Source organism: Methyloligella solikamskensis (assembly GCF_042676065.1).
Classification (GTDB): Bacteria; Pseudomonadota; Alphaproteobacteria; order Rhizobiales; family Methyloligellaceae; genus Methyloligella; species Methyloligella solikamskensis.
On record NZ_JBHTJO010000001.1, the window covers coordinates 38,894 to 65,873 of the forward strand.

The 26,980-nt window shown below is 64.0% G+C and carries 21 protein-coding genes; 14 read left to right on the forward strand and 7 right to left on the reverse strand.

Features of this window, described 5'->3' with window-relative positions; genetic code table 11:
• Window positions 1-217: 217 nt before the first annotated feature.
• Complete coding sequence (locus ACFQ2F_RS00180; protein ID WP_379083940.1) at window positions 218-2,605, reverse strand: TonB-dependent receptor; 2,388 nt, start codon at window positions 2,603-2,605, stop codon at window positions 218-220.
• Between the two features lie 494 nt (window positions 2,606-3,099).
• On the opposite strand from ACFQ2F_RS00180, the gene ACFQ2F_RS00185 reads away from it, so the two are divergent.
• From ACFQ2F_RS00185 to polA, 3 genes are all read left to right on the forward strand, one after another.
• Window positions 3,100-4,158 carry an acyltransferase family protein gene (locus tag ACFQ2F_RS00185; RefSeq protein WP_379083943.1) on the forward strand — a complete coding sequence of 353 codons (1,059 nt, stop codon included), beginning with the start codon at window positions 3,100-3,102 and terminating at the stop codon, window positions 4,156-4,158.
• 213 nt (window positions 4,159-4,371) lie between these two features.
• On the forward strand, window positions 4,372-6,081 hold the full coding sequence (locus ACFQ2F_RS00190) for an FAD-dependent oxidoreductase (RefSeq protein ID WP_379083946.1): 1,710 nt from the start codon (window positions 4,372-4,374) through the stop codon (window positions 6,079-6,081).
• 302 nt (window positions 6,082-6,383) lie between these two features.
• Complete coding sequence (gene polA, locus ACFQ2F_RS00195; protein ID WP_379083949.1) at window positions 6,384-9,347, forward strand: DNA polymerase I; 2,964 nt, start codon at window positions 6,384-6,386, stop codon at window positions 9,345-9,347.
• Here polA and ACFQ2F_RS00200 read toward each other — a convergent pair.
• The 3 genes from ACFQ2F_RS00200 to ACFQ2F_RS00210 form a co-directional block, all read right to left on the reverse strand.
• The gene (locus ACFQ2F_RS00200; RefSeq protein WP_379083952.1) at window positions 9,344-9,727 is read right to left on the reverse strand and encodes a hypothetical protein; all 384 of its coding nucleotides are present in this window, start codon (window positions 9,725-9,727) and stop codon (window positions 9,344-9,346) included. The genes polA and ACFQ2F_RS00200 overlap by 4 nt on opposite strands.
• Window positions 9,728-10,063: 336 nt before the next feature.
• Entirely contained in the window at window positions 10,064-10,375 is a 312-nt protein-coding gene (locus ACFQ2F_RS00205; RefSeq protein ID WP_379083955.1) for a hypothetical protein, read from the reverse strand.
• A 159-nt stretch (window positions 10,376-10,534) separates the two neighbouring features.
• Window positions 10,535-10,789 (reverse strand): hypothetical protein, encoded by a 255-nt coding sequence (locus ACFQ2F_RS00210; RefSeq protein ID WP_379083958.1) that lies wholly within the window; start codon window positions 10,787-10,789, stop codon window positions 10,535-10,537.
• Between the two features lie 170 nt (window positions 10,790-10,959).
• Here ACFQ2F_RS00210 and ACFQ2F_RS00215 point away from each other — a divergent pair, with 170 nt between their 5' ends.
• Window positions 10,960-11,427, forward strand: coding sequence for a COG4315 family predicted lipoprotein (locus ACFQ2F_RS00215; protein WP_379083961.1), 468 nt, complete (start codon window positions 10,960-10,962; stop codon window positions 11,425-11,427).
• An 88-nt stretch (window positions 11,428-11,515) separates the two neighbouring features.
• Here ACFQ2F_RS00215 and ACFQ2F_RS00220 read toward each other — a convergent pair whose 3' ends face one another.
• Complete coding sequence (locus ACFQ2F_RS00220) at window positions 11,516-13,015, reverse strand: gamma-glutamyltransferase family protein (RefSeq protein WP_379083964.1); 1,500 nt, start codon at window positions 13,013-13,015, stop codon at window positions 11,516-11,518.
• A 22-nt stretch (window positions 13,016-13,037) separates the two neighbouring features.
• Entirely contained in the window at window positions 13,038-13,778 is a 741-nt protein-coding gene (locus ACFQ2F_RS00225; RefSeq protein WP_379083967.1) for a HugZ family pyridoxamine 5'-phosphate oxidase, read from the reverse strand.
• 152 nt (window positions 13,779-13,930) lie between these two features.
• Between ACFQ2F_RS00225 and ACFQ2F_RS00230 the strand changes: the two genes are divergently transcribed.
• The 5 genes from ACFQ2F_RS00230 (at window position 13,931) to ACFQ2F_RS00250 (ending at window position 17,770) form a co-directional block, all read left to right on the forward strand.
• On the forward strand, window positions 13,931-14,626 hold the full coding sequence (locus ACFQ2F_RS00230) for a response regulator transcription factor (protein WP_379083970.1): 696 nt from the start codon (window positions 13,931-13,933) through the stop codon (window positions 14,624-14,626).
• A 22-nt stretch (window positions 14,627-14,648) separates the two neighbouring features.
• Window positions 14,649-16,466, forward strand: coding sequence for a stimulus-sensing domain-containing protein (locus ACFQ2F_RS00235; protein WP_379083973.1), 1,818 nt, complete (start codon window positions 14,649-14,651; stop codon window positions 16,464-16,466).
• 59 nt (window positions 16,467-16,525) lie between these two features.
• A complete protein-coding gene (locus tag ACFQ2F_RS00240) occupies window positions 16,526-16,975 on the forward strand; it encodes an HPr kinase/phosphorylase (RefSeq protein WP_379083976.1) in 450 nt (149 codons plus the stop codon).
• A gap of 76 nt (window positions 16,976-17,051) precedes the next feature.
• Entirely contained in the window at window positions 17,052-17,453 is a 402-nt protein-coding gene (locus tag ACFQ2F_RS00245; RefSeq protein WP_379083979.1) for a PTS sugar transporter subunit IIA, read from the forward strand.
• Between the two features lie 8 nt (window positions 17,454-17,461).
• On the forward strand, window positions 17,462-17,770 hold the full coding sequence (locus ACFQ2F_RS00250) for an HPr family phosphocarrier protein (RefSeq protein ID WP_379083982.1): 309 nt from the start codon (window positions 17,462-17,464) through the stop codon (window positions 17,768-17,770).
• A 3-nt stretch (window positions 17,771-17,773) separates the two neighbouring features.
• Here the strand turns inward: ACFQ2F_RS00250 and ACFQ2F_RS00255 are convergent, their stop codons facing one another.
• Window positions 17,774-18,511, reverse strand: coding sequence for a VIT1/CCC1 transporter family protein (locus tag ACFQ2F_RS00255; RefSeq protein ID WP_379083985.1), 738 nt, complete (start codon window positions 18,509-18,511; stop codon window positions 17,774-17,776).
• 228 nt (window positions 18,512-18,739) lie between these two features.
• On the opposite strand from ACFQ2F_RS00255, the gene ACFQ2F_RS00260 reads away from it, so the two are divergent.
• The 5 genes from ACFQ2F_RS00260 (at window position 18,740) to tsaE (ending at window position 26,974) form a co-directional block, all read left to right on the forward strand.
• Window positions 18,740-19,294, forward strand: coding sequence for a glyoxalase superfamily protein (locus ACFQ2F_RS00260; protein ID WP_379083988.1), 555 nt, complete (start codon window positions 18,740-18,742; stop codon window positions 19,292-19,294).
• A 277-nt stretch (window positions 19,295-19,571) separates the two neighbouring features.
• Complete coding sequence (gene ahcY / locus ACFQ2F_RS00265) at window positions 19,572-20,960, forward strand: adenosylhomocysteinase (protein ID WP_379083991.1); 1,389 nt, start codon at window positions 19,572-19,574, stop codon at window positions 20,958-20,960.
• Window positions 20,961-21,082: 122 nt separating this feature from the next.
• Window positions 21,083-22,714 carry an outer membrane beta-barrel protein gene (locus ACFQ2F_RS00270; RefSeq protein WP_379083994.1) on the forward strand — a complete coding sequence of 544 codons (1,632 nt, stop codon included), beginning with the start codon at window positions 21,083-21,085 and terminating at the stop codon, window positions 22,712-22,714.
• Window positions 22,715-23,060: 346 nt separating this feature from the next.
• The gene (locus ACFQ2F_RS00275; RefSeq protein ID WP_379083997.1) at window positions 23,061-25,445 is read left to right on the forward strand and encodes a sensor histidine kinase; all 2,385 of its coding nucleotides are present in this window, start codon (window positions 23,061-23,063) and stop codon (window positions 25,443-25,445) included.
• Window positions 25,442-26,974, forward strand: coding sequence for a tRNA (adenosine(37)-N6)-threonylcarbamoyltransferase complex ATPase subunit type 1 TsaE (gene tsaE / locus ACFQ2F_RS00280; protein WP_379084000.1), 1,533 nt, complete (start codon window positions 25,442-25,444; stop codon window positions 26,972-26,974). The genes ACFQ2F_RS00275 and tsaE overlap by 4 nt, the downstream gene beginning before the upstream one ends.
• Window positions 26,975-26,980 lie beyond the last annotated feature (6 nt).

Here is a 26,980-nt window from a genome sequence, read left to right on the forward strand (position 1 = left end):
GGAGCCCCGGCCTCGGGGCAATCGCAGCGCGTCAGAGGTGTAGGCGTTGCGGCGCGATTTGCCAAGGGGCCAGGTGGAACAGGCAAGAAGCAAAGTGGCTCTTGTTATTCACCGCACATTATGAAAATCGCCGCTCTTGGAGAGAGTCTCTTGGAGCCTCCTGCGGAGCCGCCGGCCTGCAGGCCGGCGGCTTTAGGCGTATCCGTGGCTCTGTGGCCTAGAAATGCCCGTTGAGGGTCACCCCGACGATGCGCTCCTCGCCGACGAAGGCGTAGGCCGGCGCCAGGGGAGGCGCGTTCGTGCGATCGACCTGGGTCAGATACTGTTCGTCGAACAGGTTCTTGGCGAAGGCGGTCAGAGTAAATCGCTCCCACTCCCAGCCGACACGCGCGTCGACCACGACGTAGCTGTCGACCTCGCGCAAGGGGCTGTTGGAGAGGTCGCCGGTGCTGAAATAGCCGCCCGTGTAGCGCAGATTGCCGCCAGCGAACCAACCCATCTCGGACCGATACATACCGCCGGCGGAGAAAGTGACGGGCGGTGCGTCGGGGAACTGGTTGCCCGCGAAATCGCCCTGGCTGGTGGTCATCTCTTCGAATTCGGTCTCAAGCAGGCCGAGTGCTGCGAAGAGCTGCAACGGCTCGACAGGACGCCAGCGCGCCTCGAGCTCCGCGCCATAGGCCTGGGACTTACCAGCATTGAGGATCTCGGCCACACCGTAATACTGGTTCAGCACCGTCACCTGCTGGTCGGTGTAGTCGTAGAAGAAGACGTTCGAATTGAAATCGAGCGTATTATCCAGCCAGGTCGAGCGGTAGCTGAATTCGTAATCGTCGAGATATTCCGGGTCCACGGTGACGTAGCGGTTGTCCGGTGTCAGCTGCTCGAAACCGGTCCGGTAGCCCTTGCTGTAGCTGACGCCGATGGTCTGGTTGTCCGTCAGGTCGTAGGTGATGCCGAGCTTGGGCAGGAACTCGTTGAAGCTCGCTTCGGAGTCCTCGGCAGCGGAATCGTACGGATTGACCGTCGGGTCGAAGAAGCTGGCGAACAGGTTGTCGAGATTGAGCGCTGTGCCGGCACCATGGGTCGTGACCTCGTCATGCAGAAGCCGGCCGCCGCCGATGAAGGACCAGCGATTCAGCCGATAGCGAAGATCGGCATAGGCGGCGAGGCTGTTGGTCTCCGCACTGAGGGTGGCGTCCCGGTAGGGCGCCGTATCGATCGGTAGACCCTCGCCGAAAAAGTACGGCAGATAGATGGTCTGATCGTTATAGGAGGCGCGCTCGAAATAGCCGTAGAACAGACCGGCCACGCCTGAGAGGCCGTTGCCCTCATTGGCCAGCTCCAGCCGCAGATCCTGGGTGAAGTCCTTGCCGGTGGTGGAGTCGCCATTGCGGCTGAACGCGGCTCCGGCGGCCGTCTTGATCAAGGTCTCGGTATCGGCAAATGCCGACACGCTGCGCAGTGTCAGGTCCGGATTGATCTCATAGGCGATGTCGGCGACGTAGTTGTCGGAGGTGGCATCGCGGAAATCGGTGAAGGCTGCGGAGCGCACGAACTGGCGCTCGAAGAAATCGGACTCCGGGGCGATCGGATCGTCGGACAACGCCGAAACGATCGAGGAGCCCGGCTTGTCGACGGTATGGGAGATCGTGAACAAGGCGCTGAGAGCCGGCATGGTGTCCGGTTCGATCAGCAGCTTGCCGCGCAAGTTCCAATACTCGTCTTCGCCCATCTCCGCGTTTGCGGGAATCGCATAGTCGATATCCCTCTCGTGATTGTAGCTGTAGCCGGAGATGCGGAAGGCCGACTGTCCGGCCGCGATGGGCGAGTTCAGCACAAAGCCGCCAGTGGTCAGCTCGCTGGTGCCGGCCGTTCCCTCGACGATAATCTCGCGCTTGTAGGTCGGGTCGTTGGTCTTGATGACCACAGCGCCGCCGAGTGAGTTGCGCCCCTGAAGGGTCGATTGGGGCCCGCGCAGCACTTCCACCTGATCGATGTCCCAGAGGCCGCGGGCGCCCCGGCGCACGGCATCCGGATTCTGGGTGGCGCCGTCGATGGTGACGGAGATCAGCGGCACGCCGGAGATGTGCTGCAAGCCGGTCAAGCCTTCGGAGTTCAGACCTCGGATGGCGAAGCCGGTGCTGTCGTCGGAGGTGACGACATTCGGCTGCTGAGACAACACTTCCTTCAGATCGAAGAGCTGACGGTCGGTGATCTCCTGGCCGGTGACGATGCTGACGCTGGTGGTCGTGTCGTAGATCGTGCGAAGCACCTTCTCGCCTTCGACCACGACCCCCGGCAGCGGCGTCGTTCCTTGGCTCTCGCCGGAGCCGGCCGGCGCCGGCGTGGCAACCGGCGCGGCTCGCATGGCCTGCTTCTTTTCGTTGCGCTTCGCGGGTGCGGCCTCGACGACCACCTCAGGCAGCACGTAGGCGCCGGAATCAGCCGAATCGTCCTGCGTGGACGCATCCGGGCTCTCAGGCAGGGAGGTGGACGGCTCCGATGAGCCTCTCTCCTCCGTCGCCTCTTGTGCAGTTGCAGTTAGTGAACTTCCCCCAAAACTCGCCAGAATCACGGCGATGGCCGTTACGCCAGAACGCATAATCTTCCCCCAAAACTCAAAAATCGGGCTGAAAACGCCCGGCACGTTCGAGGATCAGATTTGATTGAGGTCCTGGAATTCGTTCTTCGCCGCCGACCGCAGTCGAGCGGAAAGATCCTGTAAGCCCCTAGCCCGTCCCCATTGATCCGTTTAGTTTTTATTAACTCTGACTACAAGAGTCATATTTTGCACTTCGGGGCAGACTTTTGCCCTCCCAATGGGCCGCAGCCGTGGCGAGCAGGTCTTTGCCGCGAGGCTGATGGGCGATGGAAACTCGGCTTCATATTGAAACAGTGGGCTGTCTAGACTGTCCCGCTATGGGGCAAGCCCGGGTGGCACGAGGGAAGACGCCCGGGGTGGCCCGGCAGAAGACTCCCCAGATTCCTGCAATTTTTTATGGTTAGCGAAAGGTTAGCCCCGCTCTTGCAAGGTCTTAAGGCATCCAATCTTTTCACGGCCATCCTCTGGGGGAGCCGTGGTAGAGGCCGGAGATCATGGAAGCCAATAAGCAAAGAGTCGGCTGGGTCGATTACGCCAAGGGGTTCTGCATCGTCATGGTCGTGATGATGCATTCCACCCTCGGCGTTGAGGCTGCGGTGGGCGAGACCAGCTGGATGGGGGCGCTGGTCGCGTTTGCGAAGCCCTTCCGCATGCCCGATTTCTTCCTGATCTCCGGTCTCTTCCTCGCGCGGGTCATCGACCGGGACTGGAAGACCTATCTCGACAAGAAGGTCGTCCATTTCGCTTACTTCTACGCCCTGTGGGTGACCATCCAGTTCGCCTTCAAGGCGCCGGGCTTTGCTGCAGAGCTCGGCTGGACGGGCGTGATCGAGGAATACCTCCTCTCCTTCATCCAGCCCTTCGGCACGCTCTGGTTCATCTATCTGCTGCCCGTCTTCTTCTTGGTAACGAAGCTGACACGCCGGGTGCCCGTGCCGCTCATGTTCGCCGGCGCCTGCGCCTTGCAGATCGCGCAGCCGGAGACCGGCTGGATCGTTCTCGACGAGTTCTCCACCCGCTTCGTCTATTTCTATACGGGCTATGCGTTCGCGCCCTTCGTCTTCCGCTTCGCCGACCGGGTGATGGCGCAGCAGCGTGGCGCGATCGCCTTCCTTGGCGCCTGGGCGGTGTTCGAAGCCGTGATGGTGTTCGGCGGCTACTCCCATGTGCCGGGGATCGGGTTGGGCCTCGGCTTCCTGGGCGCCATGGCGGTGGTGGCCTTTTCGGCGCTCCTTTCCACCTGGAACTGGGCGCGGCCGATTCGCTTCGCCGGCGAGAACTCCATCGTGGTCTATCTCGCCTTCTTCCTGCCCATGGCGGTGACGCGCACGGTGCTGCTGCACCTCACGCCCGATATCAATGTCGGGCTGGCGGCCCTGACCGTCACGGCGGTGGGCGCGGTCACGCCGCTCATCTTCTATGTGCTGGTGCGCCGGACACCGCTGATGTTCCTGTTCCGCCGCCCAGCCTGGGCACATCTGGAAGCGCCACAGCGGGTCCGTACGGCGGCGCTCTCGGGCGCCGGGCAAGCGGAGCCTGCCGCGCGCTATTAGACGAGCGCCTTGAACATTTTCGTGGGGCCTACCGGTCGCTATTTGCGGGGGCTTACCAGCCCTGAGGGCCCAGCCAGAGGGACGGCTGGGCCCTCATTCGTTTTCAACCGAAGCGTCAATGTTGCAGCGCAGCACGACTTGACGTGGCCTGCCATAGGGGTACCTATCTGGGCAGGGTTGAGAGAAGCGATGCCCCCGGCAGGTGCGGGGCGAATGGGAAAGACTTTGGCGCAGAAAAACGCAAGCGAGAAAAGCCAGGACAAGAAGAAGGTCCTGGTGCTGGGCGGTGGCTTTGGCGGCGTGTTCGCAGCGAAGTCATTGGCCAAACGCGGCCGCGACACGGTCGATGTCGAGCTGGTCAACTCCAACAACTACTTCGTGTTTCAACCGCTGCTGCCGGAGGTGGCCGCGGGCGGCATCCACTCCTCCGACGCGGTCGTACCGCTGCGCCAGCTCCTGACCGGGGTGCAGGTGCGACAGGCCGAGGTGGCCGGCATCGATTTCGAGAAGAAGTCTGTCATCGTGGTGCAGGGCTCCAGCCGAATCCCGGTGGAGCTGACCTATGACGAGCTCATCATCTCGCTGGGCACCACCGTCGATCTGAGCCGCTTCCCGGGCCTGCCTGAGCATGCGCTCACCATGAAGCAGGTCTCCGACGCCCATAAGCTCCGGAACCATGTGCTTTCCTGCCTGGAGATGGCCGACGTCGCCACGAGCCCCGCTCAGAAGCGTCAGCTTCTCACCTTCGTCGTGGTGGGTGCGGGCTTTTCCGGCGTGGAGACCGTGGGCGAGGTGAACGCGCTGATCCATCAGGCGATCCGCTACTACCCCAACGTCACCAAGGACGATATCCGCGTGCTGCTCGTGGAGTATGCGGACCGAATCCTCCCGACCTTTGCCGAGGACCTTGCGAATTACGCGGCGCGGCGCCTGAAGCTCGAAGGCATTGAGGTGATCACCGGCGTCGGCACCAAGTCGGCGACCTCCACCGCGGTGGAGCTGACCAACGGCGCCCTGATCCCCACCGGCACCATCGTGGCAACCATCGGCAACGGGCCGCGCCAGCTCGTCCAGGCGCTTGGTCTCGATATGAAGTGGGGCCGCATCAAGGTGGACGACAACATGCGCGTTCTCGGCCACGACCATGTCTGGGCGCTGGGCGACGTCGCCCTGATTCCGCTGGAGGACGACCCGGGCGACGACCCGCAAGCCTATGCGCCGCAAACGGCCCAGTTCGCCGTGCGCGAAGGCCATCAGCTCGCCCTGAACCTGCTTGCCGCGGTGAAGGGCGAGGAGAAGAAGATGAAGCCCTTCGCCTACAAATCGAAGGGCTCGCTGGCCTCGCTGGGCACCACCAAGGCGGTCGCCGATGTCTACGGCTTCAAGCTCACCGGCTTCTTCGCCTGGCTCTTGTGGCGCGGCTTCTACCTCTCCTTCATCCCAGGCTTCCAGGCCAAGGCACGCCTGCTGTTCACCTGGATCCTGAATGCATTCATGCCGCCGAACCTGGTGCTCATTCAGGGCAACCCGCCGTCGACGCGCTACATTCACTACCGGAAGGGCGACATCGTCTTCGAGCCCGGCATGATCCTGGACGGCTTCTATCTCGTGCTGTCGGGCAAGCTGAAGCTCGAGATCGACAATCCGAACACGGACGAGCATCTGGTGCGGGAGCTGAAGCCGGGCGACCATATCGGCGAACGCATGATGGTCCGGCCTCTCCTGCGGACGGGCCTGGTCGAGGCGCTGGAGGACACCGAGGTGCTCTTCATGGTGAAGAAGGATTTCCTCCGCTTCGCCCACGACTTCCCGGTGCTGCGGAAATATTTCGAGAAATACATCGAGAAGAGCTTCGGCGGCGAGGGCAAGAGCTTCGCGCCCCAGGGCTCCGAGCAGCAGCCCGAGATGGAAAAGTCGAACTAGCGGGCTCCGCGCTCCTTGCTCATGCTGTCATCCCTGCGAAGGCAGGGATCCAGTAGCCCCTGCCTTTAAGACCAAGGCACGTCGGTGATTACTGGATTGCCCGGTCAAGCCGGGCAATGACGATGGAGTTGCTGCAACTCTCCCACGCCTCCTTCGAGGCTCGACCGTCATCCTGACGTGCCCGCGTAACGGGCGTCGAAGGATGACCGAGCACCTCAGGATGACGTGGGAGATGAACTCACACCGCCGCAGCCAAATCCCGCTGCTGACGGGCCGGGCGCGGCACCCTATATTCCCTCCCCATGACCCTCACTGACAGCGATGCACCGGCGGCGGAAAACACCGCCCACGCCAAGCCCGTGGCCAAGGGCGACCATGTCTATCTGGTCGACGGCTCCGGCTATATCTTCCGCGCTTATCATGCGCTTCCACCGCTGACGCGCCCTTCCGACAGCCTGCCCATCGGGGCGGTACACGGGTTCTGCGGCATGTTGTGGAAGCTCTTACGCGATGCGGGCGAGCTGCAGCCGCCGACCCATCTCGCTGTCGTCTTCGACTACTCGGAGAAGACGTTCCGCAATGATCTCTATGAGGGCTACAAGGCCCACCGGCCGGACACGCCGGAGGATCTGATTCCGCAATTCCCGCTGATCCGCGAGGCGGTGAAGGCGTTCAACGTCGCCTGCATTGAGCAGAAGGGCTACGAGGCCGACGACATCATCGCGACCTATGCCTGCCAGGCCCATTCGGCGGGCGCGGACGTCACCATCGTCTCATCCGACAAGGATCTCATGCAGCTCGTGCGTCCGGGCATCCAGATGTACGACACCATGAAGAACAAGGTGATCGGCGAGCCGGAGGTCGAGGAGAAGTTCGGCGTGCCGCCCTCCAAGGTGATCGAGGTGCAATCGCTGATCGGCGATACGACGGATAATGTGCCCGGCGTGCCCGGCATCGGCGTGAAGACCGCGGCGCTGCTGATCAATGAATACGGCGACTTGGAAACGCTTCTCGCCCGCGCCGACGAGATCAAGCAGAACAAGCGGCGGGAGAACCTGATCGAGTTCGCCGACCAGGCGCGGCTCTCCCACAAGCTCGTGACGCTCGATTGCGACATGCCGCTGGACGTGCCCCTGGACTTAACCGCGGTGCAGACCCCCGACCCCGACACGCTGACCAGCTTCATGCGCAAGATGGAGTTCACGACGCTCCTGAAGCGCGTGGCTGAGGGACTCGGCCATGAACTGCCCGAAGGCGCCGTGCCCACCAAGCCGAAGCGTGGCGGGGCCGCCTACGATCACCCTCTGCGAAAGAAGACGAACGGCGACGGCGGCATGGTGGCGCCGACCCGCGCCGGGGGCGAAGCCGGCACGCCGGCGCAGCTGGCCATCAACCGTGCCGAAGCGCTTTCGGAGATTCCGCTGGACCGCAGCCAGTACGAGACGGTGATCGATGCGGGCCGGCTGGAAAAGCTGCTGGAAGCGGCGCGGGATTGCGGCCATCTGGCCTTCGCCACGAAGCTGGACGAGCAGGTCGCCATGCGGGGCAACCTCACCGGTTTTGCACTCTCCCTGGAGCCGGGCAAGGCAGCCTACGTGCCCTTGGCCCACAAGGCCGAGGACGGGCTGGAGCTTTCCGGTGCGGCCCCCGACCAGATCGATATGCGCACGGCGCTCGATCTGCTGAAACCCATCCTTGAGGACGACAGCGTTCTCAAGATCGTCTCGAACGCCAAGTTCGACATGATCGCGCTGCGGCGCTACGGCATCGAGCTCACGGGCTTCGACGATCCCTGCCTGATGTCCTACGCACTGGATGCCGGACGCGCGAAGCACCTGCCTCACGAGCTTGCTGGTTCGCTCCTCTTTCACACCTGCCTCACCCAGAAAGAGGTGATGGGCACCGGCAAATCGGCGTTGACGTTCGACAAGGTCGAGATCCCCAAGGCGACGGAATTCGCCGGCGAGGAGACCGATATCGCGCTGCGGCTCTGGATGGTGCTGCGCCCGCGGCTTGCGGCGGAGCATGTCACCACGGTCTACGAGACGCTCGAGCGCCCAATCGCGCCGGTGCTGGCTGAGATGGAAGCGGCGGGTGTGAAGGTCGATCGCGCGTTCCTCGGTAGCCTCTCGGGCAAATTCGCCCAGGAGATCGCACGGCTCGAAGAAGAAATCGAGGAAGCGGCGGGCGAGAAGTTCAATATCGGTTCGCCCAAGCAGCTCGGCGAGATCCTGTTCGACAAGATGAGCCTGCCGGGGGGCAAGAAGACCAAGACCGGCGCCTGGTCCACCGACGCCTCGATCCTGGAGGAGCTGGCGGCTTCCGGCCACGACCTGCCCCAGATGATCCTGGACTACCGCCAGATCGCGAAGCTGAAGAGCACCTATACGGATGCGCTGCCCGGCTACATCAACGCCGAGACGGGGCGCGTCCATACCTCCTATGCGCTGGCCGCGACGACCACGGGGCGGCTCTCAAGCCAGGACCCGAACCTGCAGAACATCCCGGTGCGCACCGAAGAGGGGCGCGCAATCCGCAAGGCCTTCATCGCCGAGCCGGGCAAGGTGCTGATCTCGGCGGATTACAGCCAGATCGAGCTGCGGGTGCTGGCCCATATGGCGGAGATCCCGGCGCTGGTTCAGGCCTTCGCCGACGATCTCGACATTCACGCCATGACGGCAAGCGAGATGTTCGGCGTGCCCATCGAAGGCATGGACCCAAGCACGCGGCGCAAGGCGAAGGCGATCAATTTCGGGATCATCTATGGCATCTCGGCCTTCGGACTCGCCAATCAGCTCGGCATTCCGCGGGGCGAGGCCGCCGATTACATCAACACGTATTTCGAGCGCTTCCCGGGCATCAAGGACTACATGGAGGAGATGAAGGCGGAGTGCCGGCGGACCGGCTATGTCACCACCATCTTCGGCCGGAAGGCGCACTATCCGGAGATCAACACCAAGAACCCGAGCTTACGGGGCAATTTCGAGCGCGCGGCGATCAACGCGCCGATCCAGGGTTCGGCCGCGGACATCATCCGGCGCGCCATGATCAAGATGGCGGCGGCGCTGGAAGAGGCTGGGGTTCATGCGCGCATGCTCATGCAGGTGCATGACGAGCTGGTCTTCGAGGCGGACGAATCGGAAGCGGAGAAGACCATGGAGATCGCCAAGCAGGTGATGTCCCGTGCCGCCGAGCCGCTGGTGCAGCTCAAGGTGCCGCTGAAGGTCGAAGCGCGGGCGGGCGCCAATTGGGAAGCGGCGCATTAATCCGTGATCGGCATGCCTTCCGCCGCGCAGATCTCCAGAAGGATGTGTTGTCGGTTCGGCGTGGCGAGGTTTATGTCGGGCTTCCCGCTTGTGGGCCGCATCATGGCGAAGGCGCGCCAGCCCGGCCCGGAACGGACCTTGCCGCAGGTCTGGATGCCGCCATGGGCGGTGAGCGAGAGCACCTTGCCCAATTCAATCTCGCCTCCGCCGAGAACCGGCCTCAAGGTTGCAGCGATGTGCGCGCGTTCCTCGGCATCGGGCGTGTAGACCCGGCCGGGCGGATGGGTGATCCGGGGCGGATGATATGGCGCAGGGGGCTCGTCCGGGGTGGCGCAGGCAGCGAGTGTCCCGCAAAGCATGAAAACGACCAGCAATCGCATGGGCTAACTGCCCCCCTTTCCTCCCGAGGATAGCGATGGGGGACTGAAGAGATGATTACGAGAAACAGCGCCGAGCGTCGTTTTACGCGCTCGACCTCTCGGCGTCATGGCCGGGCATGTGCCGGTCATCCACGTTTGTCCGCCTTGCGCTGTCGTTTCGTGGATACCAACCGAAACACCGAGGCCTGCATCCTTCGAGACACGCGCTACGTGCGCCCTCAGGATGAGGAGAGATTCCGGGTGTGCGGCAGGCTAGCTGGCCGCAGCGTTTTCCTCATGGTGAGGGCTGGCGAAGCCAGCGTCTCGAACCATGAGGCCGCTGAGTCCGATACTAGACTAGTCCTCCAACCCCAGACCGCGCGAGCGGCAGCGGGCCATCAGGGCCTCTTCCTGGCCCGGCTTGCTGATATTCATGCGGGAGTTGCCGTCGGCCACCACGGTGAACTCGAAGATTGACCATTGGGTCTGGCGGCCCGAGGGCTCGATGGCGTGGACCATGCCGCAGGAATAGCTTCCGCCGCCCGGCACCAGCGCGAAGAGCGCCTTGCCGATTTCGGGCTTCATGTCCTTCGGCAGCTTCTGCTTCAGATTGTGCATGAGGATCGCCCGCTCCCGCTCCGTGGCGGGATGGGGCGACAGGCGCGGCATCGGAGGCTCGTTCTGCACCGGCTCGGGCGTCGTGGCACAACCCGACGCGGCCAAGCACAGCGATAGGGCGCAGACAGCGCCGACTATTTGATGACGTCTCCCCAAAACGCCGCCGACTTTAGCGCGGTTTCTCGCTAAGGCAATGCGGTGACTTATTATTTAGCCGCTCCTCGGCCGCACCACGGCGACGAGATTGGTCTGAACCACACCCTCGACCTTGGAAATATGCCGGAAGACGGCCTTCTCGGCCGCGTCCGATGTCTCGCAGTCGAGCTGGGCCACCAGCTTCTCGTCGGAGAGCTTCACCACGTTGGCAAACTGGCACTCTTCCATCTTCAGCGCATTCATCTGGTCCATGGCGACGGTCGGGTCGGCCGCACCCAGGAGTTCGATGAAGAGATAGACGTTGATCATGCTCGCTTCCTCCCTGTTGCCCCTTGTCTGGAGCTTCGTTGCACGGGAAGAAACGTTCGGCCGAAGGCGTGGTTCGCCGCCGGAGGCAACGCGAAATGCGGCGCGGGCGGACGGAACAGGTGGGGGCGTCAGGCGTCTACTCCCTTTAAGGACTTTAGAGGAGTGACCCTATGCGTATTGGATTTCTGGCGCTGATCGTCAGCGCGCTTTTCTTCGGCCTTCCTGCACAAGCCGCGGACGGCAAGATCACAATTCAGAACAACGAGACCCACGGCAACTTCATCGCCGATGCGGAAGGCAAACCGCTTTATCTCTTCACGACCGACACCCAGGGCACGGACGATACCAAGCCCGCCATCAGTTGCTCCGACGACTGCCTGAAGGCCTGGCCGCCCTACATCGCCAAAGAGGCGCCTGAAGCCGGCGAAGGCGTGAAGAAGGATCTGATCGGCGTGACGGACAGCGCGGGCTCCTCACAGGTTACCTATAACGGCTGGCCGCTCTATTACTTCGTGAAGGACGAAGGCAAGGACACGCCGCAAGGCCAGGACAAGCACGGCTTCGGTGGCGAGTGGTATCTGCTGACCGCCGATGGCGAGAAGGTGCACGAGCACGGCGAGGAGCACGACCACGATTAGTGGCGCTGCTCGACCTTTTCCGTCGAGCTCGTCCAGTCAGCTAAGCATAAGGCCACGTCATCCTGAGGCGTGGCCTTATCCCGCAACTTCAAACAATCACGCTGTCCCCGCCGCGGCGAGGATCGCCGGCACCTTCGAGCAATCCGTCCGGGTGGCGGCGGGCGGCGTGGACCCCGCCGAAGAACAGATTGCGCTCCGGCCAGGCATGGGATTCGGCCGCCTCATCCAGTGCCGCCCCCATGTCGAGGCCGGGCTCGTAGCTCAACACCCCCGATTTCTCCACATGCATGCGCGGGGCGCAGACGGCCTGCTCCAGATCCATGCCGTGCTCGACCAAGTTGAGGGCGACCTGGAGGATGGCCGTGCGGATGCGGTTGGAGCCGCCGGTGCCGAGCGCCGTCACCGTGCCGTCGGCCTCGCAGACGATGGTCGGCGCCATCATGGAGGATAGGCGCACGCCCTCGCGCCACTGGCCAATCCCGTCGGGCGACAGGTCCTCCTCCCCCAGCATGTTGTTCAGCATGAAGCCGTGATCGCCCACCATGTGACCGTTGCCCTCCCCGTTGGAGAGGCTGACGGCTGCGGCGTTGCCCTCCCCGTCGATGATGCTGATATGGGTGGTGCCGCGATAGGCCGGCGGATGGGTCGCGAGTTGGGCGAATTCATCCGCCAGCGCGGCCTCGCGCAGCCGATCCGCCAGGCCCTCGCCATGACGCCGGCGTGCGTCGTTCGTGGCGGCAAGGGCGCGATAAAGATGAAGCGTATCGGGCGGGCCGTCCTCGAGGGCTTCCAGCACGCCCAACCCGTATGCGATGAGGGGGCCACTGGCGGCGGGCGGCGGATTCAGGAACAGCTCCGCGCCGCTGTAGTGCCAACTGAGTGGATCGCGCTTGGCGACCCGGTAGCCAGTAAGATCCGCTTCCGTCAGATGTCCGCCTTCCGCGTGCGCCTGAGCGCAGATGGCCTGGCCAATCTCGCCATCGATGAAGAGAGATTCCCCTTCCTCCGCGAGACGCTCCAGGGTCTCGGCCAGCCCCACGTTCTTCAGCACATCGCCTTCGCCCAGCAGTTTTCCGTCTGGAGCGAATGTCGCGCGGGCGCTTGTCGATGCGGTCAGGATCGGCGCGATGACGCCGAAGAGATACGCCTGGAAGCGGGAGAGCCGCATGCCTTCGCGAGCGGCGGCGATGGCAGGCGCGAAGAGCCGCGCGACGGGAAGCGTTCCCAGCTCCTTATGGATCGCGAACATGCCCGGCACCTGGCCGGGGGTCGCGGTGGTGCCCAGCCCGATATGGAATTCCTGAGTGGCGGGACCGAAATCGGCAACGATCGCCTCGATGGGCGCCTCGCTCGCAGGCCGCCGGCGGAGCGGCGTCTCCACGAAGAAATCGTAGAGCGCCGTTTCGCCGTTCGCCCGGCGGGCCATGAGGAAGCCGCCCCCGCCCAGGGACGACAGCACGGGCTCTGCCACGCTCGCCATGGCGATCCCGGCGAGCGCGGCATCGAAGGCGTTGCCGCCTTCGGCCAGAATTTCAGCGGCGGCCTGGGCGGTGAGCCGGTGGCCGGCCGCGACGACACCGCGTCTCATGAAGTCTCGGCAGCCCGACAGGTCATGCGGCTTTGGCGCGAGCGCGCTGAGCCAGGTTCACCAGCCCCTTATGCACGTCTTCGGGCACCTTGGCCGGCTCGTCGAACGGCAGCCGGATGATCTTGGCCCCGAGTTGCAGATCGCAACCTTCCGAATCGCAGGAGACCATGCGCCAGCGACCCGGCTCGGCACCGAGAAGCTGGGTGGCATAGAGCTCGATGGCGTCGGCGTGATCCTCGTTCATGTGAGAGATCATGCCCTCTTCCGCCTCAAACAAAGCGTGCAGGTTGCGCGTGTCGGTCAGCAGCTCTTCGGGGGAAAAGTCGAGGATGCGGCCGAACCCGCCGATATAGTGTGCGCCGATAGGCTTCAGTCGCCAGAAGCCGAAATCGTTGAAGCCGGCATAGCCGGCGGACGATTCGTGGCGGGCGACGAAGCGCTTTGCGACATGCTCGTCCTTCACGGGCTCGGCCACGCCCTGGACGGAGATGCGCGCGCCTTCCAGCGGATTGCCCAGCCCGTCCGTACCGTCGATCAGGACGGATGCACTCGGATTCGCCACCAGGTTCTTGGTGTGGAGCGCCAGGGTCGAGATGAGGAAGGTGGGGCACCCTTGCGGATCGGTCGCCAGAGTGACGAGGGAAGCGTAAGGCCCGCCGGTCTCCGCATCCAGAGTGGCCAGGGCGCCTTTCAGGGCGCGGCGGAGAAGAGAACGGGCATCGGCGGCGAGTTCGGCTCGGCTCGGATTATCGTCGGTAGACATATTTACTTGCACCACAATGATCTATATTGATTTCCCACAACTTGGCGGCGCTAAGTGCGCCCCTATGCTGCCATAATTAAGAGCAGCCTTGCGCCCCACACACATACTCAGTGAAACGCTCAGGACGGGCGAAAGCCCTAAAGGCTATCTCAATGCCAACAATCGCACTTGTTGACGACGACCGGAACATTCTCACCTCCTTGCGGATGGTGCTCGAAGCGGAGGGGTATAAGACACAGACTTACAATGACGGCGCAAGTGCGCTGGACGGTCTGTCGGAGAACCCTCCGGATCTCGCGATCCTCGATATCAAGATGCCCCGCATGGACGGCATGGAGCTGCTGCGGCGCCTGCGCCAGCGGACCGAGTTGCCCGTGATTTTCCTCACCTCCAAGGACGAGGAAATCGACGAGCTCTTCGGCCTCAAGATGGGCGCCGACGACTTCATCCGGAAGCCTTTCCCTCAGCGCCTGCTGGTGGAGCGCGTGAAAGCGGTTCTGCGCCGGGCAGCGCCCCGGGACGGCGCCGCCGTGTCGGAAGACAAGTCCAAGGTGCTGGAGCGCGGCAAGCTCCGCATGGATCCGGAGCGCCATACCTGCGTGTGGGACGATCATCCGGTTACCCTGACGGTGACGGAATTCCTGATCCTGCAGAGCCTGGCTCAGCGGCCGGGCGTGGTGAAGAGCCGCGACGCCCTGATGGATGCGGCCTATGACGATCAGGTCTATGTGGACGACCGGACGATCGACAGCCACATCAAGCGGCTGCGCAAGAAGTTCAAGGCCGTAGACACCGATTTCGACGTGATCGAAACGCTTTACGGCGTAGGATACCGCTTCAAAGAGTGAGTCCTGACGGTAAGGGAGCGCGATGACCGCCGAGGCCGATAGGTCCTGGCCCGAGACTGAGTCTCAAGGCCGGTTGCAGCGGTGGCGTGCGGCCTTCGTTTCGAAGTCGCGCAAGGGCTGGCGCTGGCTGCGAAGCCTGCCCCTGCTCCGCTACGGCTTCCCGAGCCTGACCCGGCGGATCGTCGTGCTGAACTTGATCGGCCTGGCGATCCTCGTCTCCGGCATTCTCTACCTCAATCAGTTCCGCGCGGGCCTGATCGATGCCCGGGTGCAGAGCCTGCTGACCCAGGGCGAGATCATCGCCGGTGCGTTGGCCGCGTCCGCGGGCATCGACACGGATCAGGTGCAGCTCGATCCCGAGCGGCTGCTGGAGCTTGAGTCGGGCCAGGCGAGCAGCCTGGACGACGAGGCGCTGAGCGGGCCCCTGGAATTCACCATCGATCCCGAACAGGCCGCGCCGATCCTGCGGCGTCTCGTGAAGCCCACGGGCTCGCGCGCCCGCATCTATAACCGCGACGGCGCGCTGATCCTCGATTCCGACATGTTCTATAGCCGCGGCCAGGTGCTGCGCTACGACCTGCCGCCGCCGAGCGCCGAGGAACCGGACGCGCTCACCTCGTTCTGGCGGGCGGTGAAGACGCGGCTACGCTCCTACGACCTGCCTGTTTACGAGGAGATCGGCGGCGACAACGGGAAGGCCTATCCCGAAGTCGCCGCAGCGCTGGGCGGCACGCCCGTGCCCATCGTGCGGGTGAACGACAAGGGGGAGCTCGTGGTCTCCGTCGCCGTGCCCGTGCAGCGCATGCGGGCGGTGCTCGGCGTGCTGCTGCTCTCGACCCGTGGCGGCGATATCGACAACATCGTCGCGGCGGAGCGCTGGGGCATCGTGCGGGTCTCGCTATTCGCCGCCGCGGTGACCGTGATTCTGTCCATCATTCTCGCCAACACCATCGCCGGCCCCGTGCAGCGGCTGGCGGCAGCGGCGGAGCGGGTGCGCCACAGCGTGAAGGCGCGGGCGCAGATCCCCGACTTCACCAGCCGGCGCGACGAGATCGGGCATCTGTCCGGCACGCTCCGCGACATGACCAACGCGCTCTACAAGCGGATCGATGCCATCGAGAACTTCGCCGCCGACGTGGCCCATGAGCTGAAGAATCCGCTGACTTCGCTGCGCTCCGCGGTGGAGACCTTGCCGCTCGCCAAGACGCCAGAGGAGCAGGAGCGTCTGCAGGAGATTATCCAGCACGACGTGCTGCGGCTCGACCGGCTGATCAGCGATATCTCCGATGCGTCCCGGCTCGATGCGGAGCTGGCCCGCGAAGATCTCGTGGATGTGGACATGGCGGAGCTGCTGCGGACGACCGTTTCGCTATTCAACGATATCCACCGGGACGACGTGCCGGAAGTGGTGCTGAATATCACCTATAGCCCGGGCAAGGCGCCCTATGTCGTCGAAGGTCACGACAGCCGGTTGAGCCAGGTGATCGTGAACCTGCTGGAGAACGCCATCTCCTTCTCGCCGCCGGGCGGCCAAGTGCGGGTGTTCGCCAAACGCCAGGACAAGATGATCGAGATCGGCATCGAGGACGAGGGACCAGGCATTCCGGAAGAGAATCTGGAGCGGGTCTTCGAGCGCTTTTACACCGACCGGCCGGAGCAATATTTTGGACAGAACTCAGGGCTGGGGCTGAACATCTCCCGGCAGATCATTCAGGCCCATGGGGGCAAGATCTGGGCGGAGAACCGGCCCTTGAACTGGCGGGATGAGGCCGATCCGAAGAGCGAGCGCACAAGCGGCGGCGCCCGCTTCGTGATCCAGCTCCCCGCGGCCAACGTTTGATCTTTTCAGTTGCTTAGAGGACCCCATTGGCTCGTTCCGACGGATTGAATCGTGGTGACTTGCTGTACGGCACCTGCGTGGCTTTCGGGCAAAACGCGATTTTGCTGCGTGGGCGGTCCGGCGCCGGAAAATCGGACCTGGCGCTCCGTTGCCTGGCTTTGCAGGATCCGAAGTTTCCGCCCATGCTCGTCTCCGACGATCAGGTGAGGGTCGCACCGGATGCGGATGGCGGCGTCACCGCAGCACCGCCGGAACGGCTGGCGGGCAAGATGGAGGTGCGCGGGCTCGGGATCGTCGAGATGCCCTATCTGCCGCAAGCCAGGCTGATGGTGATCTGCGATCTCGTGCCCGATGAGGAGGTGCCGCGAATGCTGCCCGAACAACCGCAGACCGCCTCGGTGGTGGGAGCCTCTCTTCCCATCATCAAGCTGGCGGCCTTTCATCCTTCATCTGCCCTGAAAGTGAAGCTCGCCGTGCTGGCTGCGTCAGATTCACGCGTAGGACGTTAGGAAGTCACTTGCACACGTGTCCTCAGCCAACAAAGATAGCGCCCCTTGAGCCGGGGGCGGACGGAGATGGGGGAGCATGATCGGCGTCGTCGTCGTCACACATGGGAAGCTGGCCGAAGAGTTTCGCGCAGCGCTGGAGCATGTCGTCGGACCGCAGGAGCAGATGGAGACCATCTGCATCGGGCCTGAGGACGATCTGGACCGCCGCCGCGGCGAGATGCTGAAGACTCTCGCGCGAGTGGATTCGGGCTCCGGCGTGATCGTTCTCACGGACATGTTCGGCGGGTCGCCGTCGAACCTCGCCATCTCCGCCATGGAGCGGAAGAATGTCGAGGTGATCGCGGGCGTGAACCTGCCGATGCTGGTGAAGCTCGCCTCGGTGCGCGGCGAGTGCGGACTGGAAGAGGCCGTGCTTCAGGCCCAGGAGGCGGGGCGCAAATATATCAGCGTGGCCAGCCAGATCCTGGCGACGGACTAAGCACTCCGGTGAGAAGCGATCGAGACATCAAGAAGCGCGGCAAGCTCTATACGGCTGAAGTGCTGATCCCCAACAAGAAGGGACTGCATGCGCGAGCCTCGGCTCAGTTCGTGCGCACCGCCTCCAAGTATCCGTCCTGCGAGGTGCGGGTGAGCCGGGAGGGCCACACGGTCGGCGGCACGTCGATCATGGGGCTGATGATGCTGGGTGCCGCCCAAGGCCAGACGGTCACCCTGGAAGCCGAAGGCGACCAGGCGCGCGAAGCCATGCACGCGCTGATGGATCTCATCGAGGACAAGTTCGGCGAAGGGGAGTAGTCCCTAAACCGTTGTCCCCACCAGGCTGCCGATCACGTAGGTGGCGGCCATGGCGAGCGCGCCCCAGAAGGTCACCCGCGATACGGATTTCACGATGTTGGCCCCGCCGGCCAGGGCGCCGAGGAAGCCCAGGCAGGCCAGGGTCACCAGCGTGCCGATTGCGACGACAATCACGATGTAGCTTTCCGGCGTCAGCAGAACGAGGAGCAGCGGCGGCAGAGCGCCGGCGGTGAAGGTCGCCGCCGAGGTGAGCGCCGCCTGGATGGGCCGTGCCGTGGTGATCTCCGAAATGCCGAGCTCGTCGCGGGCATGGGCCTCCAGCGCATCCTTCGCCATGAGCTGCTTCGCCACTTCGTGGGCGAGCTTCGGCTCGACGCCCCGGCCCACATAAATTTCGGCGAGCTCCTCGGTCTCCTTCTCCGGCATGGTCGCAAGCTCGCCGCGTTCTCGGTTCAGGTCAGCGGTTTCCGTATCGGATTGAGAGCTGACGGAGACGTATTCACCGGCCGCCATGGACATGGCGCCGGCCACCACGGCCGCCACGCCGGCCAGCAGAATATCGCCCTTGGCCGACGACGCGCCCGCCACACCGAGGATTAGGCTAGCGGTGGAAATGATGCCGTCATTGGCGCCGAGCACGGCCGCCCGAAGCCAGCCGATGCGGGAGACGAGATGGGTCTCGGCATGGGCTGCGCGCAGATCGCGCCCTTCCTGATGGGGGTCGGTCTTGGTGGAGGTCATGGCTCGGCTCCTCATCTCGTTAGGCTGAAACCATACTGCTTAGAGATTGCGTCTGCCTGAACGGCGGAATATTTTTGTCGAAGGCCGATGCAGCCTGCCGCTCGCGCCCCGCACGGGGTTCGGTGAATGCATCCGAACACGAAGCCTTCGCACGATCCTTCTTCGACACGGCGATCGCGTCAGCAATGCGAGCCCTGATCCCCATCGCCGAGCAAGGATTGATGCATCATGGCTGACACCATCCAAAGACCTTTGGCCGACCCCAAGAGCATGGCGAAGCGCCTGCTTGCATCGCTGTCGGAGCGGGATATCGACGTCTCCCACAGCGAAGCTCTCGAGATCGTCGCCCGCCAATTCGGGATGCGCGACTGGAACGTGCTCGCCGCCCAGTTCGATGACGGAGCCGGCACCGGCATCCGCTTTACGGAGACCTGCCCGGTCCTGCGCATCTTTGACGAGGACAAGGCCAAGGAATTCTATGTGGAGTTTCTCGGCTTCACCCTCGATTGGGAGCACCGTTTCGGCGACGACTTTCCCCTCTACGCTCAGGTCTCCCGGGCTGGGCTGACGCTCCATCTTTCGGGTCATCACGGCGACGGCACGCCGGGCTCGGGCGTGTTCGTTCGCATGCAAGGCGTGCGGGACTTCCAGGCCGAGCTGATCGCAAAGAACTACCGGCATATGAAGCCGGGGCTGGAGGAAGCGCCCTGGGGCCTCGTGACCTCGGTGACCGACCCGTTCAACAACCGCATCCATTTCTGCGAGTCGGAGGCGGGGTCGTAGACGCTGCGACCGAGAATGCGTGTCATCCCTGCGAAAGCAGGGATCCAGTAACCCCTGTGGTCGCGATCACGGGAACACCGGGGTTACTGGATTGCCCGGTCAAGCCGGGCAATGACGGCGATATGGGTAGAGGCTTATCAAAGGCCGACAATTTGCCCCAATTGGCCCCTAGCCTGCGGCGGCGAGAGTGGATATATAAGGACTTCTTTATATCTTTATCGGACGCAAACGGGCCGCGAGGGCCCATAACCCGAGTGCAACGAGTGGACGCCGCCAGATGAACTATCACGTCAAAGACATCGAGCTCGCCGATTGGGGCCGCAAGGAAATCGCCATCGCCGAGACGGAAATGCCCGGCCTGATGGCGGTGCGCGAGGAATACGGTGCCGCGCAGCCGCTGAAAGGCGCCCGCATCGCCGGCTGCCTGCATATGACCATCCAGACCGCCGTGCTGATCGAGAGCCTGAAGGCCCTCGGCGCCGATGTCCGCTGGGCGTCGTGCAACATCTTCTCCACCCAGGACCATGCGGCCGCGGCTATCGCGGCCACGGGCACGCCGGTCTTCGCCTATAAGGGCGAGACCCTGGAAGAGTATTGGGACTATGTCGACCGGACCCTGGACTGGGGCAATGGCGAGACCGCCAATCTCATCCTGGACGACGGTGGCGACGCCACGCTGATGGTGATCTTGGGCGCCCGCGCCGAGTCCGATGCTTCGCTGCTCGAAGATCCGGAGAACGAGGAAGAGCGCGTCCTCTACGAGACGATCAAGAAGCGCCTGGAGAAGGAACCGGGCTTCTATTCCAAGGTGCAGGCGAACATGAAGGGCGTCTCGGAAGAGACCACCACCGGCGTGCATCGTCTCTACGACATGCAGAAGGAGGGCACGCTGCCCTTCCCGGCGATCAATGTGAACGACAGCGTCACCAAGTCGAAATTCGACAATCTCTACGGCTGCCGCGAGAGCCTGGTCGACGGCGTGAAGCGCGCCACCGACGTGATGCTCGCCGGTAAGATTGCCGTGATCTGCGGCTATGGCGATGTGGGCAAGGGCTGCGCCGAATCCCTGCGCGGCCAGGGCGCCCGGGTGACGGTCACCGAGATCGATCCGATCTGCGCACTGCAGGCCTCCATGGAAGGCTATGAAGTCGCCACCATGGAAGACGTGGTCGAGAAGGGCGACATCTTCGTCACCGCGACTGGCAATGCCGACGTGATCACCACCGATCACATGAGCCAGATGAAGGACCGCGCCATCGTCTGCAATATCGGCCACTTCGACTCCGAGATTCAGGTCGCGGGCCTGAAGAACTACAAATGGCACAACGTGAAGCCGCAGGTGGACGAGATCGAGTTCCCCGACGGCCACCGCATCATCCTGCTGGCCGAAGGCCGGCTGGTGAATCTCGGCTGCGCGACCGGTCACCCGAGCTTCGTGATGAGCGCCTCCTTCACCAACCAGGTGCTGGCGCAGATCGAGCTCTGGCAGAACAACGAGAAGTACGAGAACAAGGTCTATGTGCTGCCGAAGCCGCTGGACGAGAAGGTGGCGGCGCTGCATCTGGGCCGGCTGGGCGCCAAGCTCACCAAGCTGACCGAAAAGCAGGCCAAGTATATCGGCGTGCCTCAGGAAGGCCCGTATAAGCCCGAGCATTACCGCTACTAGGGGCGTTTCTTCCCGGAAACGCTTACCCACAGTCTCTGCCGCCCCTGTACGCTCTTCATGGCGTACAGGGGCGAATCATTTCACACTTCTCCCTTCGGATCGCCGCTTGGGGGGACGGTCGAATGGCGGGCCGCGCGGGGACTTTATTCTTCACATTGCTATTGCCGATGGGACTGGCGGCACCGGTTGCCGCCGAGCCCGCGGTGCCGTTCGACTGGACGGGCTTTTATCTCGGCTATCACACGGGCGGGGCGCTCGACCTCGCCGATGTGAGCGATCCGTTCGGCGCACCCATCTTCGGCGACGAGGTGCGCAGCCCCGGCCCCATCCATGGCGGCCAGATCGGCTATAGCTGGCAATCGGGCAGTTTCGTTTATGGGCTTGAGGCGGAGGCGAGCCTTGCCGATCTAGAAGGCTCGAATTCCTGCTTCGCCTATAGCGGCTTCTATATCAGCGCAAATTGCCGGCGTAAGATCGACGCGATGGGGACGCTCACCGCACGGGCCGGCTTCCTGCTCGATAGCGACACGCTTCTCTATGGCAAGGCAGGCCTGGCTCTCGTCCATAGCGAGACCACCACTACACCGAATGCGAATTTGGCTTCTGCGGTTCGCGAAAGTGGGACCGACCTCGGATGGACGGTCGGCGCAGGCCTGGAGCGGGCGATCGGCGGCGGCTGGAGCCTCAAGGGCGAATATGCCTATCTTTCCTACGATGCGGCTCTGTCGGCGCCGGTGAGCGCCGCCCAGCCCGCCCCACCAGCCGGTCCTTTCGCCATCGTGACCGGCAGCCCGAGCGGCATCTCGTCGGATCTGCATCAGGTGAAGCTCGGCGCGAATTACCGCTTCGGTCAGGGCGATGCGACCTCCCTGTTCCGGCCTTCGAGGGAGCCCGGTCTTCCCAACGGCTATTCTTTGGAGGTCGGTGCCCGTTACACCTATGGCTGGGGTCAGTTCCACAAGGATCTCGGCATTCAAGGGGCTGGCGACTACACGCTTGCCTCGCGACTGACCTATGAGAACACCGACAGCAATGGCGGCGAGGTGTTTGCACGGCTCGATACGCCGTCGGGCGTCATGGTCAAGGGCGTGCTGGGCGGCGCGACCAGCGGCGGCAAGATGAACGACGAAGACTGGGACCTGCAGTTTTTAACCGCAGCGATCCCTTATTCGAACACGGTCTCCTCCGTCGACAACGAGATCAAATACGGCACCGTCGACGTCGGCTACGCCTGGTGGCGGGGGCAGCGCTATTCCATCGCCCCCTTCATCGGCTACAGCCAGTTCCGGCAGGACATGGACGGCAACGGGTGCCGCCAGATCGCCAATCCCAATTCCGACTGCGCGACCGAGATTCCGGTGAGCGTGCTTGGGATCAGCGAGGACGATACCTGGCACGCGCTCCGGCTGGGTAGCGCGGTGCAGGTCGACCTGACGGAACGCCTGAGCTTCGCAGGCGAAGCCGCCTATCTGCCTTACGTCGATTTCGACGGGATCGACGATCACGTCCTGCGGAGTCTGATCTCGCCGGAAAGCGGGCGCGGCATCGGCGTGCAGCTCGAGGCCACGCTCTCCTACGCCATGACCGATGCTTTCAGCCTCGGTGTCGGCGGGCGCTACTGGTCCATGTGGACCGAGACGGGCAACGTGAATTTCGGCGGGTTGGGATACATCATCCCCATGCGCTACGCCTCGGAGCAAGCGCAGCTTCTCTTCCAGGGCTCCTATCGATTCAGCACCGGCGGCGGCTCCTGATTCCGGGTCGGGACGCCCTCCCCGCGCTTGAGCGTTGCCCGTCCGCATCCGGTTAATGATTGCTTAACTCGATACGGTGTCCCGTGGTGGGCAAGAGTCATCGATGTGGCTAAGCTACACGTGATTCGCCGACACGCGCTGGCGGACCTGCACTCTCCCGTACATCGTTTTGCGCAGCGTTCAGCACTTCCAGCGTGGACGGCTAACTGGAGTTCACGCAATGCGGACCAAATGGGGGAGGGCTGCATCAGTGGCGGTATGTCCGCGGCACCTTTTTCCGTCTGCGTTGCTATCCTTCTGCCTGCATCTCGCGGCGAGCTCCGAAGCCGCCGCGCAGGACGGAGGCTTGGACGGCAGCGGGCTGGATATCCGGCTTCTTCTGATTCTCGGCACCATGATCGGCGTGATGGCCTTCGCCATCGGCACGGCGCTCTATGCGATGCGCATGACCCGGCAATCGCGGGCGCGGGCCGAGGCAGCGTCGGCCGAGGCCGAGACCCTGCGCAGCCGGAAGATGCGGCTGGAATCGATCCTCGCCGCGGAGCCTCAACTCCTCTTCGCCTGGACCGAGTCTCAGGCGCCGAAGCTGCTGATCGCCAACCTCCCCCAGAGCCTCGGCGTTCCGAGCGCAGCGGACGCCTTCATGCGGTTTTCCGAATGGCTGCCCCAGGACGGCGTCGATAGCCTGAAGAAGGCGATCGCGTCCCTGACCGAGACGGGCCATGGGTTCAACCTGATGCTCGCCACTCTTGCGGGCAAGCATATCGAGATCGACGGGCGGGCCGCCGGGCCCTGCCTGACCCTGAAGGTGCGCGACGTGACCGGCCAGCGGCTCGACGCGGCCCGGGTGGGTGAGCGGCACCGGCTTCTGGATGCGCAGGTCGGCGCGCTGAAATCCCTTCTCGACAGCATGCCAGAACCGGCTTGGCTGCGCGGCCCGGACCGAAACATCACCTGGGTGAACCAGGCCTACGCGGAAGCGACGGAAGCGGATGCCGCGACAACCGCCGTGCAGGAGCAGATCGACATCCTGCCGCCCGACAACCGCAAAGCGGCGGAAAAGAGCTTGGCACGCGTCGGCGAATTCCGCGATCAGATCCTGGTCTCGACGAGCCGGGGCGCGCAGCGCTATTCCGCCCAGGTCGTGGGCCGAGGCGGCGTCTCGGCCGGGCTCGCCCGCGAGGTCATTGGCTCCACCCAAAGCGACCGGAGCTTCGATGCCCAGCTGCGCGGCTTCGACCGCATGGCCACAGCGTTTGCCGTCTTCGACTCAGAGCAGCGGCTGGTTCATTTCAACCAGGCCTATGCAGATCTCTGGAAGCTCGACAGCGACTGGCTCGCCAACCGCCCCTTCGATGCGGAGATCCTGGATAAGCTGCGCTTCGCACGTCAGCTGCCGGAGAAGGCCGACTATCGCGATTGGAAGCAGAGCTGGCTGGAGGTGTATGGCCGCGACGCCCAGTTCGACGATGAATGGCACCTGCCCGACGGGCGCGCGCTCCATGTCGTGATCGACAGCGTGCCGGGTCAGGGCGTGACCTATCTCTATGAGGATGTCACCGAGCGGTTTGCCCTGGAGAGCCGCTACAACGAGATGACCCAGGTGCAGCGCGAGACCATCGACACGCTGCGCGAAGGCGTCGCCGTGTTCTCCCAGGACGGCGCGCTTAGGCTCTACAACAAGGCGTTCGCGAACCTGTGGCGGCTCAATCCGCGCCAGCTCGACGGCAACCCCCATATCGACGAGGTGATCGAGAGCTGCCGGGTTCTCTATAACGACGACGAGGAATGGGCGCGCACCAAGGCGGCCGTCACCTCCATCACCTCGGAGCGCTACCCCTACGAGAGCCAGTTCGACCGGGAAGACGACAGCGTGATCGCGGCGGCCGCCCTGCCGCTTCCCGATGGGGGCACACTGCTCACCTATGTCGACGTCAGCGACTCGGTCCGCGCCGAGCGCGCCCTGATCGAGAAGAACGAGGCGCTCGAGACCGCCGACCGGCTGAAGACCACCTTCATCCGCCATGTTTCCTACGAGCTTCGGACGCCGCTCACCAATATCGTCGGCTTCACCGACTTCCTGCTTGACGTCGCGCCGGACCCCCTGTCGGAGAAGCAGGTGGAATATCTCGGCGACATCCGCTCTTCGGGCCGCACCTTGCGGACCATCATCGACGACATTCTGGATCTCGCCAGCATCGATGCCGGTGCGCTGCATCTGGAGAAAGACGGGGTCGATGTCCGCAATGTCGTCTCGTCACTGGAGACGGCGCTGGCGGACGAGCTGCAGCGAAACGGCGTGCAGCTCTCCGTGAAGATCGGCGAGAATGTCGATCGGGTGACGGCGGACCAGCAGCGGCTGGACCAGATTCTGTACAATCTCGTCTCCAACGCCGTCAGCTTCTCGCCGAGCGGCAGCGCCGTGCAGCTGACCTGCAGCGAAGAGGACGACATGATCCGCTTCTGCGTGAAGGACGAGGGTCCGGGGATTCCCGACGAGATGCAGGATTCCATCTTCGAGCCATTCGAGAGCCGGGCGTCCGGCGCAGGCCGCCGCGGTGCCGGACTGGGGCTCGCCATCGTGAAAAGCCTCGTGGAGCTCCATGGCGGCCGTATCGCGCTCAGCACCGAGGTCGACCGAGGCACCGAGTTCCGGGTCTGGCTGCCGCGCGGCGGGCACGATGCGTCCGAAGGCTCTAGCGCCGACAAGAAATCCAGCCTTGCAGGATGAGCGACACCCAGTGGCGAGTTGAGAGAGTGGATCTGGCCGGCCTCGACCGGCTGGCGCAGCTGATCGGCCTGTTTCTGCTTCCGGGCGATTTCGTCGGTCTCGAAGGGCCGCTGGGCGCGGGCAAGACGACATTCGCGCGGGCGCTGATCCTGCGGCTCGGCAGCACCGAGGAGGTGCAGAGCCCCACCTTCGGTCTTGTGCAGAGCTACACGACGCCGCGCTTTCCTATCCATCACTGCGATTTCTACCGGCTGGAAGCGGGCGAGGCCGAAGAGCTTGGGCTGGAGGATGCACTGGCCGACGGGGCTGTGCTCGCCGAATGGCCGGAGCGGGCGGATCGGGATTTCGCCGACGACCGGCTCTCCATCGCATTTCATGAGACGGACGATCCGGAGACCCGCGACCTGGTTCTGACCGGCCATGGCGGCTGGGCCGGCCGGCTCGATCGGATGAGGGCGCTGCATGTCTTCCTCGACGGGACCGACTTCGCCACCGCCCAACTCGAGTTCGTGCAGGGCGATGCCTCGACGCGGAGCTACGCAAGGGCGGTGCTCCATAGCGGCGACAGCGCGATCCTGATGAATTCGCCGGCCATGCCGGACGGTCCGCCCATCGAAGACGGCAAGCCCTATAGCCAGCTCGTCCATCTGGCGGAGAGCGTCACGCCGTTCGTGGCGGTGGGGATCGCCTTGCGGGACCGTGGGCTCTCGGCGCCGGAGATCTATGATGGCGATCTCGATGCCGGCTTCCTGTTGCTGGAGGATCTCGGCGATCACGTCTTCACGCCGTCCTACGGTCACGGCGATAGCCAGGCGGCGCTGATGCGCGAGGCGGTGGATGTGCTGCTGGCCTTGTCTGAGGCCCCGCCGACCGGCCCGCTCCCAATTCCAGGGCACGCGCCCTATACGCTGCCCCATTTCGATCCGAACGCGATGCTGATCGAGGCTTCGCTTTTGATCGACTGGCTGTGGCCGGCCGTGCAAGGCCGCACACCCGAGGCGGCGGAGCGCGAGGCTTATCTGGATGTGTGGCGGCCGTTGCTGGAGTCAGTCGCACCTGAAGACCCAGGGTGGGTCCTGCGGGACTACCATTCCCCCAACCTGATCTGGCTGGAAGAGCGGGAAGCCGTGCGCCGCGTCGGGCTGCTGGACTTCCAGGACGCGATGATCGGGCCGCTGGCCTACGACCTCGTCTCACTGCTGCAGGACGCCCGCATTGACGTGCCCGCACCGCTCGAGGCGGAGCTGCTCGACTACTACTGCTCGCGCCGGGACGACATGGACCCGGCTTTCACCACGGAAGACTTCCTGCGCGACTACGCCATTCTTGGCGCCCAGCGGGCGAGCAAGATCCTCGGCATCTTCGCACGCCTCGCCTCGCGCGACGGCAAGCGGCGCTATCTCGACCACATGCCGCGGGTGGCGCGCTATCTTGAGCGCAGTCTCCATCACCCGGACTTGTCCGGCCTACGATCGTGGTACAAGGATGCGCTTCCGGAGGCCGACGCGCTTCCGCCCCCTGGCCTTTGAGAGACC